Origin of the sequence: Collinsella aerofaciens (genome assembly GCF_001404695.1) — a bacterium.
GTDB classification, from domain to species: Bacteria; Actinomycetota; Coriobacteriia; order Coriobacteriales; family Coriobacteriaceae; genus Collinsella; species Collinsella aerofaciens_E.
Genome location: NZ_CZAQ01000002.1, coordinates 1 through 13,667 on the forward strand (window position 1 = coordinate 1; position 13,667 = coordinate 13,667).

The following is a 13,667-nucleotide window of genomic DNA, read 5'->3' on the forward strand; positions in this document are numbered from 1 at the left end:
AAACCACCACAAAGGGGACAGTGAACTGCCTCCCATTTCTTGGACATCGGGAAATGGGAGGTTTTCCATGAGTATAGACCTCAGGGTGAAGCACGACCTGGAGTCCAGGAGGCAGGCCGTCGAGCTCTTCGACGCCGGCGTCGGCTGCAAGCCGGCGGCCGAGGCCCTGTCCGTCCCCCGCGAGACCGTGAGAGAATGGCAGTGGGTATACCGGGCGTTCGGAAGCGAGGCGCTGCTGTCCATGGGCGGGAAACAATCCAGGTACACATTCGAGCAGAGGGTCGCCGCGGCGTCGGCCGTGGTCGACGGCGGGATGGCGAAGACCGACGCCATGGCCGAGTTCGGGATCAGGTCGAAATCCCCGCTGGAGCGCTGGTGCAGGCTCTACCGCGAGGGCGGCGCCGAGGCGCTGCGGCCCCGCCCGAAGGGCAGACCGAGGGGGTCGAGGTCGAAACCCCGGGCCCGCACCCGCGAGCAGGAGCTCGAGGAGCGCTGCCGCAGGCTCGAGGCCGAGGTCGCCTACCTAAAAAAATTGCGCGCCCTGGTCGAGCGGGACGGGCTCTGACCAGGGCGGCGGCCGAGGCGGTGAGGGCGCTGCGCGCGGAGGGGCACTCCCTGCGCCACCTGCTGGAGTGCTCGGGGCTCAGGAGGTCGACCTACTACTACGCGCTGGCGCACCCGCGGAGGCCGACCCGGCCCGAGCTGCGCGACGCCGCGGCCGAGATATTCTCGCGCACCGCCAACGGCTGCGGGCACCGGCAGATAGCCATGTGCCTGCGCGCCGAGCTGGGCGCGGTCGTGGCCGACAAGACCGTGCTCAAGATGATGCGCGAGATGGGCATCCGGTGCGGGATACGCCGCCGGGGCTCCCGCCGCCGGTACAGCTCCTACAGGGGGCTCGTGGGGAGCACGTTCGAGAACGTCATCGCGAGGGACTTCGGCGCCGAGGGGCCGTGGCAGAAGCTCGGCACCGACGTCACCGAGTTCAAGGTGGCCGGCGCCAAGGCCTACTGGGCCCCGGTGCTCGACTTCTGCACGAAGGAGATCGTGGCGAGCGACATATCGACCTCGCCGGACCTCGCCCAGCAGCACAGGATGCTCGACCGGCTCCTCGAGGCCCTGCCCGACGGGGCGGCGCCGACCATGCATTCGGACATGGGCTGGCAGTACCAGCACGAGTCCTACACCTCCAGGCTGGAGGGGGCGGGCATCACCCAGAGCATGTCGCGCAAGGGGAACTGCATCGACAACGCCGCCACCGAGCAGCTCTTCGGCCACGTGAAGGACGAGTTCTACCGCGGCAGGGAGTGGGGCAGCTTCGAGGACTTCAAGCGCGACCTGGAGGGGTACATAGTCCATTGGAACACGCGGCGCAGGCAGGTAAGATTGAAGGGCCTGACGCCGGAGGAGTTCCGGAGCCGGGCCCTTGCGGCGTAGTCGCTATTTATTCAGTCCAAGTTTCGGGGCGCAGTTCACAGGCACCTTTGTGGTGGTTTTGCCGCGATGGCTCTGCCGGATTCCCAAACATCTCGATCTGTAACAGCTAAAGCCCATTTTGCGGTCTATCTGTTACAGATCGAGACATTCGAATCCCCTCAAGGGAATAATCTCAATCTGTAACAGTAACTCGGCAAAATCAGTCCCAGATGTTACAGATTGAGACAAAGGGACGGCGCGGTTCGTAAGTATCTCGATCTGTAACACCTAGCCCACTTTTAACGGTCCAGTTGTTACAGACTTAGACAAACCGGCAGACAACGAAAGCGGCGACGCCCGTGATGGACGTTGCCGCTTTTCTATTGAGAAAACTACTCGGTTTTCGTTACTAACCACCACAATGGGGACAAGCACCTTTGTGGTGGTTTTGGCCTTGCCCCGCCGCTAGACCGTGACGACGTTGTCCATTGCCCGGTACTTGGCGGGCACCTCGCCCGCGGTGATGATCGTTGCATCGCGAAAGTCCGCGAACTTGACGGGCGCCACCATGCCAAATTTGCTGGCGTCCGAGATTACGAAGCGTTTGGCCGTATGACGCATCGAGATGCGCTTTACTTGGGCCTCCTCGATATCGGGCGCCGTGAAGCCCTGCTCGGCGGCAATGCCGTTAGAGCCCCAAAAGCCACAGTTGAAGTTGTAGCGATCTAAGGTTGCCAAGGCATCGGGGCCAACGAGCGCCTCGGTCTCGGGTTTGAGCTCGCCGCCCAGCACCACGGTACGCATACCCCGCAAAGCAAGGCGCTGAGCATGGAGCACGGAATCGGTCACGTAGGTGACATCTTCAAGGTGGGGAAGATGCTCGATGAGCCTGAGCGTCGTCGAGCCCGAGTCGATGTATACAAAGCTCTCAGGCTCCACAAGCGCCGCCGCACGGGCGCAGATACGCTCCTTGTCATCGTTATGGAGGTCGCTGCGCTCATTAAGCGTTAGGTCGCGCGTCACGTGCGCGCGCTCAAGACTCGTCGCCCCACCGTGGACCTTGGCGATGCGATGCGCTCGGTCGAGCGTCTGCAGATCGCGCCGAATGGTAGACGCCGTCACGCCCAGGGCCTCAGCAAGCTCCGGAACGGTAACCGAGCCGGCCTGCTGCACCATCGATACAATCGCGTTGAGCCTATCTTCCGCAAGCATCGCTTACTCCTCCTCGGGGTACACGACTCCCCAGTCGGCGCGAAGCTTGGTCATAAGCTCCATAACATCAGAAGCATAATCCAGCAGCTCGCGCTTGGAGTCGTCGCCGGCAACGGCCTTCTCAAGATCGGCCATCTCGTAGCACAGTGCGTAGGCCTCGGTGCCAGCGTGGACCTCCTCGCGGTGGCCGTCGGCAGTCCACACGATGGTCGCGTGATCGGCACGCGGATACTCGTTGACCTCGATATAACACTTGTCGAAGCTAATGATCGAGCGCTTGGGCTGCTTGGAGTGGAGCGTAAGGCTCACCACGCCCAGCTGCTGTTCGGCATTACGGCAGACGATGCCGCCCGCAACATCGACGCCAGTCTCGCAGGTGTTGCCTAGAGACACGACCTCGGCGGGCTGGCTGGCCATAAAGAGACGCATGACGGACAGGGCATACACGCCAATATCGAGCATGGCACCGCCAGCAAGGTTGCGGTTGTAGAAGCGATTGGTCAGATCGCCGTACTCCTTGTAGCTGCCAAAGTTGAGCTGAGCGAGATTCATGCGGCCGAACTCACCGACATCCATGCGACGACGCAGCTCCTGATACAAAGGCATGTGGAGCACCGTGGTGGCGTCCATAAGGACCACGTTGTGCTCGGCGGCAATGGCACGGGCCTCATCGAGTTCAGCGGAATTGAGGGTAATGGCCTTCTCGCAGAGCACGTGCTTACCAGCTGCCAGCGCAGCGCGCAGATAGGTGATATGAGTGTTGTGCGGGGTGGTGATGTAGACGGCGTCGATGTTCTGATCGGTGTAGAGGTCCTCGACCGTTTCATAGACCTTCTCAATGCCATACTGCTCTGCAAAAGCCTGAGCCTTGGACAGTGTGCGGTTGGCAACGCCCGCAAGCTTGCGGCCGGCAAGAGCGAGAGACTGGGCCATCTGGTTGGCGATAACACCGCAACCGATCACTGCCCAGCGGAGCTCGGGGGCAGTAAAAATATCGTTGGGGAATGGCTTGTCCTGGACCGAGGCAAATGCCACCTTAGCGGCTGCTTCGGCGTCGAGCGGAGCCTGTTTGGAATCTGCCATGATGTGCCTCCTAAGTCATCGGAAGTCCTTCATTTCAAACAACCCTATATTCGCACAATCGCGCGCGTATTTGCTCGTGTTTGCGTGTCTATTTGCTTATCGGTCATTATTTAGCCATAGTTGGCAGATATTTGCGCGGCTATGCGCATTATCGCGCAAGTCTATGCGCGATAATGCGCATGCGACAATCCTTGTGAAACATAAAGGAACGGAACACCATAGCCATAAAAGACAGATTAGGCTGTATTACTCCACCCCTCTGGGGGGGGGCGCAGCCATCAAAGGACTGTCCCAAACTGCCGGCATATAGGGACTTCCCTAACTGCCGGCACAAAGGGAACGTCCCCAGCTACCAGCGTTTCAACGGCACTCATTTAAGTCTATCCCCAATGAGTATGTCCCCTCATTTAAGTCTGTCCCCAATGAGTAGGGATAGAAAAAGGCCCGGGTGCCTTGGGGCATCCGGGCCTTTGCTAGCAACTTGATGTTGCGGGCAGCTTAGAACTTGTGGCCGCACTTCTTGCAGACGCGCAGCTTGTTCTTGCCGTCCTTCTCGTGACCGACGCGGGTAACCTTACCGCACTCGGGGCAGACGAGATTGACGTTGGAGGCGTCGATGGGAGCCTCCTGCGAAACGATGCCGCCCTGCTGGTTGGCAGCGTTGGGCTTGACGGCCTTCTTGACGACCGAAACGCCCTCGACAACGACCTTGTTCTCGGCGGGGAGAGCACGCAGGACAACGCCCTGCTTGCCGCGATCCTTACCAGAGAGAACCTGGACCTTATCGCCCTTCTTGATATACATATATCTCCCCTAACTACAGGGTCTCGGGAGCGAGCGAGACGATCTTCATGTACTTCTTGTCACGAAGCTCGCGAGCGACGGGCCCGAAGATACGGGTGCCGACGGGCGAACCATCGTTGTTGATGACAACGCAGGCGTTCTCATCAAAGCGAATGTAGGAGCCATCCTTGCGGCGGATCTCCTTAACGGTGCGAACGACGACGCAACGGACAACGTCCTTCTTCTTGACGTTGGCGCCAGGGGTAGCCTCCTGGACAGCACCGATGAACACATCGCCGATGCCTGCATAACGACGCTTGGAACCGCCAAGCACCTTGATGCAGCGAATCTTGCGAGCGCCGGAGTTGTCGGCGACGTTCAGCATGGTTTGCATCTGAATCATGGTAGATGTTCCTCCGAACTAAGAACCGAAGAGAGGTGCGCAGCCTTTATACGGCCCGTGGTATGCAAGCCAGGCATACGCACATCTTCGGAAACGTACAAGTCGTAAGAGCGACTGCTTATTTAGCGCGCTCGACGAGCTCGATGAGGCGCCAACGCTTCATCTTGGACATAGGACGGGTCTCCATAACGCGGACGGTGTCGCCCACGCCAGCCGTGCACTCCTCGTCGTGAGCGTGCAGCTTCTTGGAGCTGGTCATCATCTTGCCGTACTTGGGGTGACGCTTGCGCTCGGTGATGGTGACAACAATGGTCTTGGCACCGGAGACGGAGGTAACGACACCCGTACGGACCTTACGCGAGTTACGCGAATCAGTCATGTTCTCTCCTTAGGTCCTACTCGGCGACAGCGGACTTCTCCGCTGCGATCTCGCGGGCGCGCTGCTCCGTGAGGACGCGAGCGATGTCCTTCTTCACGGTGTTGACGCGAGCGGTGTTGTCCAGCTGGCTGGTAGCCATCTGGAAACGAAGGTTAAAGAGCTCGGCGCGCATTTCCTTCAGCTTCTCAACGAGCTGAGCGTCCGAGAGCTCACGAATCTCTGCGGGCTTCATTAGTTCTCCTCCTTGGCGGCGGCGGCGTCCTCAGCAGCCCACTTGGCCTCGAGAGCGGCCTCCTCAGCCATCTCCTTCTCGATGCGCTGCTCAGCGTTCTTGGCAGCAACAATCTTGGTCTTGATGGGAAGCTTGTGCTGTGCAAGACGCAGAGCCTCGCGAGCGACCTCCTCGGGCACGCCCTTGACCTCGAACATGATGCGGCCGGGCTTGACGACGGCCACCCACTCCTCGGGGTTACCCTTACCAGAACCCATGCGAGTCTCGGCAGGCTTCTTGGTGATGGGCTTATCGGGGAAGATCGTGATGTAGACACGACCGCCACGCTTCATGTAGCGGGTCATGGCAATACGAGCGGCCTCGATCTGACGGTTGGTGATCCAATGGGCCTCGAGAGCCTGGATACCAAACTCGCCGAAATGCAGCTCGGTATTACCCTTGGCCTGGCCCTTCATGGAGCCACGCTGCACCTTGCGGTGAAGAATACGCTTAGGGGCAAGCACTACTGACCCCTCCTCTCGGAGTTACGACGACGAGGACGGGAAGAGCCCTCGAGTGCAGGGTTGGGAACAGGCTGGCCCGGGAGCTTCTCGCCCAGGTAGATCCAGACCTTCACGCCGCAAGCGCCCATGGTGGTGCTGGCGACAGCCGTGCCGTAGTCGATCTTGGCACGGAGGGTGTGCAGAGGCACGCGACCCTCGCGGTACCACTCACGACGGCCCATCTCGGCACCGCCAAGACGACCGGAGCACTGGATACGGATGCCCTTAGCGCCGGCCTTGCGGGCAGACTGGACAGCCTTGCGCATAGCGCGACGGAAGGCAACGCGGCCCTCGAGCTGCTCGGCGATAGACTGAGCAACGAGGTTGGCGTCGAGCTCGGGGCGCTTGATCTCGACAACGTCGACGGAGAGCTGGCCCTTGGAGACGCCAGCGACCTTCTCGAGCTCGGTGCGGAGGGTATCGATCTCGGCACCCTTCTTACCGATGACAACGCCGGGGCGAGCGGTGAGGATGATGACCTTCACCTTGTCGCCAGCGCGCTCGATCTCGACGCGGGAGACAGCTGCGCGGGAAAGACGCTTCTCGAGGTACTTGCGGATCTCGAGATCGTTACCGAGGGTCTTAGCGTAATCCTTCTCTGCGAACCAGCGGGAGCGCCAATTCTCGGTGATGCCAAGACGGAAGCCGGTGGGGTAGACTTTCTGACCCATACAGCTTTACGCCTCCTTTCGAGGAGCAACGACGACGGTGATGTGGGAAGTACGCTTCAGAATGCGAGAAGCGGAACCCTTGGCGCGGGGACGGATGCGCTTAAGCGTCGGACCCTCGTCAACATAGGCAGCGGCGACAACCAGGTTGTCGGCACGCAGACCGTTGTTGTTCTCGGCGTTCGCAACAGCGGAACGGAGAACCTTCTCGACATCCACGGCGACGGCGCGGTCGCAGAAGTGGAGGATGTCGAAGGCCTGAGCGACAGGCTTGCGGCGGATCAGATCGACCACCAGGCGGGCCTTGCTGGGGGAAACACGCACGTACTTAGCGACGGCGCGAACCTCGGTGGCCTCAGTTTCAATAGACTTAGTTGCCATTTACGGTTAACCCCCTATTTGGCCTTGTGGCCACGGAACGTACGAGTCGGCGCGAACTCGCCGAGCTTGTGACCAACCATGGACTCGGTAACATACACGGGCACATGCTTGCGGCCGTCGTGGACGGCGATGGTGTGACCAACCATCTCGGGGAAGATGGTGGACGCGCGGGACCAGGTCTTCACGACGTCCTTCTTGCCAGCCTCGTTCATCGCGGTGATACGCGAGAGAAGGCGAGTCTCCACGAACGGGCCCTTTTTGAGACTTCTGCTCATAAGTGCTTTCTCCTAAAACTCGGTATCCGAAATTACTTCTTACGACGACGAATGATGTGCTGGTTCGAGACCTTCTTCTTCTTGCGCGTACGAAGGCCCTTCGTCGGCTTACCCCAGGGGGTAACAGAGGGACGACCAGAGGTATGGTTCTTGCCCTCGCCACCGCCGTGCGGGTGGTCGACAGGGTTCATGACGGTACCGCGGACGGTCGGGCGCACGTTCATGTGACGCTTACGGCCGGCCTTGCCGATGACGATGTTGGCGTGATCGGCGTTGCCGACCTCACCGACGGTGGCGCGGCAGGTAACGAGGATGCGGCGCATCTCGGAGGAAGGCATACGGACGATAGCGTACTTACCCTCCTTACCCATCAGCTGGCAGGAGTTACCGGCGGAACGGGCGATAGCGGCGCCCTTACCCGGCTGGAACTCGACAGCGTGGATGAGCGTACCGACGGGGATGTCGGCGAGGGGCAGAGCGTTGCCCGGCTTGATGTCGGCGTCAGAACCGGACATGATGGTCTGACCGACCTCGAGGCCCTTGGGGGCCAGGATGTAGCGCTTCTCACCGTCAGCGTAGTGCAGCAGAGCGATGCGAGCGGAACGGTTCGGATCGTACTCGATCGTGGCAACCTTGGCGGGCACGCCGTCCTTGTTGCGCTTGAAGTCGATCACGCGGTAACGACGCTTCACGCCGCCGCCCTGGTGGCGGGTGGTGATGCGGCCGTTGTTGTTACGACCGGCCTTCTTGGGCAGGGGCTCGAGAAGAGACTTCTCGGGCTTGGTGCAGGTGATCTCGGAGAAATCGGAGATCGTCTGCCAACGCCTACCAGCGGAGGTCGGCTTAAGGTGCTTTACAGCCATTACAATCCCTTTCAATAGGAATCCGTTAGCCATCGCAGACAGGGATTCGAGGTTCTGCCTCGGGTGCGATGACACCGGACGTATACACGGTTCCGGGCGTGTCCATTTTATACGCCCGAAACCTTGAGCTCTCGCCTCCCCTATTTGGGAGGCATGAGCTCACTCAACAGCAGCGAGTCTTAGGCCTGGTTGCCAAAGACCTCGATGGTGTCGCCCTCGGCCAGCGTAACGATGGCCTTCTTCCAAGAACGGGTCTTGCCGGCGACATAGCGCACGCGCTTGGTCTTGGGCTTGACCGTCAGGGTGTTCACGCGAACGACCTTGACGCCGAAGATCTCCTCGACAGCGTCCTTGATCTGATACTTGTTAGCATCCTTGGCGACCTCGAACGTGTACTTGTTCAGCTCCATGCCGGAGAAGGAACGCTCGGACACGATCGGACGGATGATGATCTCGTGGGCGGTCATTTATGCAAGCACCTCCCCGAAGTGAGCGGCGATGTCGGCGGGCATCAGCACAGCGTTGTTGTTGACGAGATCGTAGGTGTTGGCCTCGTCGGCAGTGATGATGAACGTCTTGGGAATGTTGCGGAACGACAGGTAGGCGTTGACGTCCTCATCGCGAACGATGATGGTCAGACGCTTACCCTCAAGGCCGAGAGCCTTGAGCATGGCGACGGCAGCCTTGGTGGAAGGCTTCTCGAAGCCGTAGTCGTCGACGAGCACGAGCTCGCCATCGGCCAGCTTGGCGGACAGCGCGGAGCGCATAGCCAGCTTGACCTCCTTGTTGTTCATACGCTTAGCGTAGGAACGGGGCTTGGGGGCGAAGACAACGCCACCGTGACGCCACTGGGCAGCACGGATGGAACCCTGGCGGGCACGGCCGGTGCCCTTCTGACGCCAAGGCTTCTTGCCGCCACCGGAAACCTCAGAGCGACCCTTAGCAGACTGGGTGCCCTGACGCCAAGAGGCCATCTGGCACTTGACGATGTGGTGCATAACGTGGATGTTCGGCTCGATGCCGTACACCTCAGCGGCGAGCTCGGCCTCGGCGACCTTCTTGCCCTCGCTGTTCTTTACTTCAAACTTTGCCATTTAAGTGTTCTCCTTGGTATGACGCTGGGCTAAATGGGCTGGGCCCTTAGGCCATACGGATGGCGACGAGACCATTCTTGGCACCCGGGACAGCGCCCTTGACCAAGATAAGGTTCTGCTCGGCATCGATGCGGACAACGGAAAGGTTCTTGACGGTAACGCGCTCGTTACCCATGTGACCGGCCATCTTGACGCCCTTAAGGACGCGCGCAGGATAGGCGCACTGACCGATAGAACCGGGGTGACGCTGGAAGTGAGAACCATGCGTCATAGGACCGCGGCGCTGACCCCAGCGCTTGATGCGACCCTGGAAGCCCTTACCCTTGGAGGTACCGATGACGTCGACCTTCTCGACATCAGCGAAATCAGCGACGGTGACGACCTCGCCGACCTTGTGCTCCTCGCCGTTCTCGACGCGGACCTCACGAAGGAAGCGGACAGGCTCGACGCCAGCCTTGGCGAAGTGACCAGCCATGGGCTTGTTCACGTTCTTGGCCTTGATGTCGCCGAAACCGATCTGGACGGCGTCATAGCCGTCGGTTGCCTGAGTTTTAACCTGCGAGACAGCGCAGGGGCCAGCCTGGATGACCGTGACGGGAACGACGTTATCGTCCTCGTCCCAAACCTGGGTCATGCCAATCTTGCGGCCGAGAATCATGCTGATCAAGATATGATCCCAACTCTCGCGTGGTCTTGGGACAATGCGTACACCACCGAGCGTACGCCCCTAGAGGACCACTACTTACACGACGTGCTCCCCAGCCTTGTATTTCGCCCGGACTACCTGACAACCCTATTAAGCAGGCATTTTGTCCAGCCAGAATACTCCCCTGGTTACACACAGCTGTTTAGTATACACGGCTGCGGGCGTATCCATCGAGATTCATATTTCACTCACATTGTTTACGCAGGTAAAGTGCGTGGATGGCTCCTGGGCACGGCGGAGGGCCGGAGAAATATATTAAGGTCCCTGCTCTACAGTCCTGCGCAAGACGGAGAGCACATTAAGTGCTCTCCTTTGCGTGCGGAACTCGCGATGACCTTAATATATTTCTCCGGCCCTCCGCCGTGCTCGGGAGACGACACGTTGATGTCTGCTTAACTCTGCTCGCTCAGCTAATTACTTTGTTGAGGATCGATGATTTGCTGCAAGATGAACTTGGATTGGGGTGCGTCGCTTTCTTCTCCCGACTTTGCCTCATCAAAATCGAAGACCATGATGGCGCAGTTGGGGAGTTTTGTTGGGAGCTCGAAGTCCACTGGGGCTGCAGCCTTGATGAATTGGCGGCTGGCGCTGCCGTGGCTTACTGCTAGGAGGGTTTCGGTGTCCTTAGCGCCCATGAGATTGGTGAGGGTGGCTACCATGCGCTCCTGCAGGGCATGGCTTCCTTCTCCGCCAAATGGGATCAGGTCCTCGCCCGGATCCCAGACGTCGGTGGGCAGGGCGTCGTGTGGGCCTTCTTCGAAGGTGCCGTAGCTGCGCTCGATGATGCCTTCGCAGGGCTCAACGTCAGCGTCTGCGCCGAGAAGCTCGGTTGCGACGAGACTTGCCGTGTCCATGGCTCGGCCCAAGGGCGAAGAGACCACTTTGTCGGGGACGACGCCGTGGGCTTTGAGCCATGCGGCTGCCATTCCCGCTTGCTTGCGGCCCAGATCGGTCAACGGAGAATCGCAGCGGCCCTGGACGAACTTTTTAACGTTGAATTCTGTCTGACCGTGGCGGAGTAGATATAGACGCTTCATGCTCTCCCCTTCTGTATAACTTGCTTTGCTGGCACAGCCCTACTCGTGGGTATGGCCTACGTAGTCTTCGTCGATCGTGATCTTGGCGACCGACTTGGGATATTCCGATTCGACCCGTTTCGCCAGCGCGCGCTTCAGGTCCTCGGCGCTCATCGCCAAATCCGAGGGACGTACGCAGTCAAAGATCACGTTGGTATGCGTGGGGCCCGGAACACAGCGTAGGTCGTGGATCGAGAGGCGGCTATCGACCTCTTGAGCCATAGCGTTGATGCGCAGACGCATGCTCGCCACCTTTGGATCGTCGGTCACGATGGGGTCGTAATGGAGCGTGACGATCATACCGTCTTCGTTCCTAAACGACTGCTCGATGTTATCGAGCGTGTCGTGACTTTCCAGCGGGCTGGCCTCGGCCGCCATCTCGGCGTGCGCACTTGCAAACTTCCTGCCCGGACCGTAATCGTGAACCATAAGGTCGTGGACACCCAAAACGCCGGGGTAGCTCATGATCTTGTCTCGGATATGTTTGACCAGCTTGGGATCGGGCGCCTGGCCCAAAAGCGGGCTCACCGTATCCTGGATGAGCTCAAAACCGCTCCAGCCGATATAGGCGCCAACGGCAAGGCCGACCCATGCGTCAAGATTGATATGCGTCACCTGGGAAACAATCGCGCACGCCAGCACGGCGCCCGTGGCTAGGACATCGTTTTTGGAATCCTGAGCGGTCGCATGCAACGTCTCGGACTCAATGCGGTCACCGAGCTTTTGGTTGAGGGCCGCCATCCACAGCTTTACAACCATCGAAAGTGCCAGGACTGCCACCAGGGCAAGCGAGAACTCGACAGGCTCCGGGTTGACGATACGCTCCACCGAGGACTTCACCAGTTCGATGCCAATAAGCAGCACGAGCGCCGCCACAACCAGACCCGAGAGATACTCGTAGCGGCCATGACCGTAAGGATGCTCGGGGTCTGCTGGCTTGCCCGCCAGCTTAAAGCCAAGCACGCTCACGATGTTCGAGCTAGCATCGGACAGATTATTCATGGCGTCCGCCACAATCGAAACCGATCCCGACAGCACGCCAATTACGCCCTTCGCAGCGCATAGTGCCACATTGGCGAGAATACACACCACGCCCGTCAACGTGCCCACGCGCGCACGGTCGCCCTGCGCACGCTTAACAATCCACTCGACCATCTACATCCGCCCCCACGGTACTACCTATATATCTATTGCTCAAACGGATTGTAGTGTAGCCACTTTGTCCCCCAGATACAAAAAGGCCGCAACCCACACGGGCCACGACCTTGGAATGTGCCATGCGGGACTGCCCCTTTGTCGATCGATTTATGCGCTTGCCTCGGCCGTGCTCTTCGAGGTTTCGGGCAAATCGGCTTCGTCTTCTGCCGCCTGCCCCTTCGCCGGCACCACGCCAAAGCAGTAGCTCAGCGCCGCAGACACCGCAAATGCCGTGCCACCGGCAGCACAGCACCACAGCAGGTTCGAGATGCCGCCCGTGGCAAAGCCAATGACCATGAGGGCATTCGTCATGCCGATGGTATAGGCCGTAACGTGGCCCACGGCCGCAACAAGGCCTCCGACGGCGCCGCCAATGGCCATGCACGTCAGGCACCTGCCATATTTAAAGCCGCAACCGTACAGCGCCGGCTCGCTTACGCCGCCAAGAACACCCGAGATTGAATAGCCCAGCATGAGCGCCTTCTCGTCCTTATCCGCAACGCGAAGCGACGCGCCAAAGGGCATGCCCCAAACGGCGAACGTTGCCATCGTCGCGGCGATCAGAATGCACGAATCCGTTCCCACACTCATAAACTGCGCATAGGCGAGCGATAGGACAACGTTGCTGACGCCCGCGATCTTAAGGAACTCCCAGCTGGCGGCAAGCCCCATGAGCGTGAGCAGCGACACGATACCACCGGAATTGCCAAGCATAAACATAAGCTGGCCCAACAGCATGCCTAGATAGCTGCCCGCCGGCGCCGTAATACACAGCGAAACCGGAACCATGACAAGCATGGTTGCAAACGGAACGAACGAAAACGTCACGGCCTTAGGGATAACGCGCTGAAAGAAACGCTCCACTCGCCATAACACGGGCACCGAAATGAGAACCGGAATAACAGTCGTCGTGTAATCGTTGACCGGCGCGGGAAGCAGACCATACACGGAAGTCATCGATGCCCCCGTCGTCGATGCGGCATCGACGAGCTTAAGCAGGTCGGGCGCAATCAATACGCCGCCCAACATCATGCCCAACTGCTCCGAGCAACCGAGCTGGCGGGCGGCGGCCCACCCAAGATAAATGGGCAAAAAGTAGTAGCCGGCGTTATAGAGCCAACTGTAGAACAGACGATAGATTTCGGAATCGGCAGACCACAGGCCCAGCATGCCTTCGCCCATAATGACGGCGACGGTGCGGAACAATGCCGCGCAGACAATAAAGGGCAGCGCCGACATCATGCTTTTGGACAGATAGTCCACCACGGCCATGGCGTTTGATGAAGCCGTCGTTGTAAACGAGGTGTTAGAAACTTGTGGCATGGAACGCCTTTCCCAATGTGACATGCGGACTGTC

Annotated in this window: 18 protein-coding genes and 1 pseudogene; 2 read left to right on the top strand and 17 right to left on the bottom strand. The window is 59.7% G+C overall.

Translation table 11 applies throughout. From position 1 onward, the window contains the following. Together AQ996_RS00795 and AQ996_RS00800 are read left to right on the top strand one after the other, a co-directional pair. The coding region (locus tag AQ996_RS00795; RefSeq protein WP_216594981.1) for a helix-turn-helix domain-containing protein at nucleotides 1-565 on the top strand (565 nt) is incomplete at its 5' end. A 20-nt stretch (nucleotides 566-585) separates the two neighbouring features. Further along, complete coding sequence (locus AQ996_RS00800) at nucleotides 586-1,437, top strand: IS3 family transposase (RefSeq protein WP_055250211.1); 852 nt, start codon at nucleotides 586-588, stop codon at nucleotides 1,435-1,437. A gap of 444 nt (nucleotides 1,438-1,881) precedes the next feature. Here the strand turns inward: AQ996_RS00800 and AQ996_RS00805 are convergent, their stop codons facing one another. From AQ996_RS00805 to AQ996_RS00885, 17 genes and pseudogenes are all read right to left on the bottom strand, one after another. Beyond that, nucleotides 1,882-2,628, bottom strand: coding sequence for a DeoR/GlpR family DNA-binding transcription regulator (locus AQ996_RS00805; RefSeq protein WP_055250213.1), 747 nt, complete (start codon nucleotides 2,626-2,628; stop codon nucleotides 1,882-1,884). A gap of 3 nt (nucleotides 2,629-2,631) precedes the next feature. Further along, nucleotides 2,632-3,711 carry a Gfo/Idh/MocA family protein gene (locus tag AQ996_RS00810; protein WP_082435463.1) on the bottom strand — a complete coding sequence of 360 codons (1,080 nt, stop codon included), beginning with the start codon at nucleotides 3,709-3,711 and terminating at the stop codon, nucleotides 2,632-2,634. 498 nt (nucleotides 3,712-4,209) lie between these two features. Further along, nucleotides 4,210-4,515, bottom strand: a complete 306-nt coding sequence (gene rplX, locus AQ996_RS00815; protein WP_006235043.1) for a 50S ribosomal protein L24 — start codon at nucleotides 4,513-4,515, stop codon at nucleotides 4,210-4,212. A 13-nt stretch (nucleotides 4,516-4,528) separates the two neighbouring features. After that, nucleotides 4,529-4,897, bottom strand: a complete 369-nt coding sequence (gene rplN, locus AQ996_RS00820; RefSeq protein WP_006235041.1) for a 50S ribosomal protein L14 — start codon at nucleotides 4,895-4,897, stop codon at nucleotides 4,529-4,531. Between the two features lie 118 nt (nucleotides 4,898-5,015). Beyond that, nucleotides 5,016-5,276 (bottom strand): 30S ribosomal protein S17, encoded by a 261-nt coding sequence (gene rpsQ, locus AQ996_RS00825; RefSeq protein ID WP_055250215.1) that lies wholly within the window; start codon nucleotides 5,274-5,276, stop codon nucleotides 5,016-5,018. A gap of 16 nt (nucleotides 5,277-5,292) precedes the next feature. Then, complete coding sequence (gene rpmC, locus AQ996_RS00830; RefSeq protein ID WP_006235039.1) at nucleotides 5,293-5,508, bottom strand: 50S ribosomal protein L29; 216 nt, start codon at nucleotides 5,506-5,508, stop codon at nucleotides 5,293-5,295. Between the two features lie 86 nt (nucleotides 5,509-5,594). Further along, a pseudogene (rplP, locus tag AQ996_RS00835) lies at nucleotides 5,595-6,011 on the bottom strand (50S ribosomal protein L16); the annotation flags it as partial. Continuing rightward, nucleotides 6,011-6,721: a 30S ribosomal protein S3 gene (rpsC, locus tag AQ996_RS00840; RefSeq protein WP_006235037.1), complete on the bottom strand. Its 711-nt coding sequence runs from the start codon at nucleotides 6,719-6,721 to the stop codon at nucleotides 6,011-6,013. The gene rpsC and the pseudogene rplP, both read right to left, overlap by 1 nt. A gap of 6 nt (nucleotides 6,722-6,727) precedes the next feature. Then, a complete protein-coding gene (rplV, locus tag AQ996_RS00845; RefSeq protein WP_006235036.1) occupies nucleotides 6,728-7,099 on the bottom strand; it encodes a 50S ribosomal protein L22 in 372 nt (123 codons plus the stop codon). A gap of 14 nt (nucleotides 7,100-7,113) precedes the next feature. After that, nucleotides 7,114-7,374: a 30S ribosomal protein S19 gene (gene rpsS / locus AQ996_RS00850; RefSeq protein ID WP_006235035.1), complete on the bottom strand. Its 261-nt coding sequence runs from the start codon at nucleotides 7,372-7,374 to the stop codon at nucleotides 7,114-7,116. Nucleotides 7,375-7,406: 32 nt separating this feature from the next. Beyond that, nucleotides 7,407-8,237 carry a 50S ribosomal protein L2 gene (gene rplB / locus AQ996_RS00855; RefSeq protein ID WP_055250219.1) on the bottom strand — a complete coding sequence of 277 codons (831 nt, stop codon included), beginning with the start codon at nucleotides 8,235-8,237 and terminating at the stop codon, nucleotides 7,407-7,409. A gap of 179 nt (nucleotides 8,238-8,416) precedes the next feature. Further along, nucleotides 8,417-8,704, bottom strand: coding sequence for a 50S ribosomal protein L23 (gene rplW, locus AQ996_RS00860; RefSeq protein ID WP_022094197.1), 288 nt, complete (start codon nucleotides 8,702-8,704; stop codon nucleotides 8,417-8,419). Continuing rightward, complete coding sequence (gene rplD, locus AQ996_RS00865; RefSeq protein ID WP_006235032.1) at nucleotides 8,705-9,331, bottom strand: 50S ribosomal protein L4; 627 nt, start codon at nucleotides 9,329-9,331, stop codon at nucleotides 8,705-8,707. Nucleotides 9,332-9,377: 46 nt separating this feature from the next. Further along, nucleotides 9,378-9,998 (bottom strand): 50S ribosomal protein L3, encoded by a 621-nt coding sequence (gene rplC, locus AQ996_RS00870; protein ID WP_035137484.1) that lies wholly within the window; start codon nucleotides 9,996-9,998, stop codon nucleotides 9,378-9,380. Between the two features lie 449 nt (nucleotides 9,999-10,447). After that, nucleotides 10,448-11,074: a histidine phosphatase family protein gene (locus tag AQ996_RS00875; protein WP_055250220.1), complete on the bottom strand. Its 627-nt coding sequence runs from the start codon at nucleotides 11,072-11,074 to the stop codon at nucleotides 10,448-10,450. Nucleotides 11,075-11,113: 39 nt separating this feature from the next. Next, a complete protein-coding gene (locus AQ996_RS00880; RefSeq protein WP_055250223.1) occupies nucleotides 11,114-12,268 on the bottom strand; it encodes a cation diffusion facilitator family transporter in 1,155 nt (384 codons plus the stop codon). Between the two features lie 150 nt (nucleotides 12,269-12,418). Beyond that, nucleotides 12,419-13,633, bottom strand: coding sequence for a PTS sugar transporter subunit IIC (locus AQ996_RS00885; protein WP_172674582.1), 1,215 nt, complete (start codon nucleotides 13,631-13,633; stop codon nucleotides 12,419-12,421). Nucleotides 13,634-13,667 lie beyond the last annotated feature (34 nt).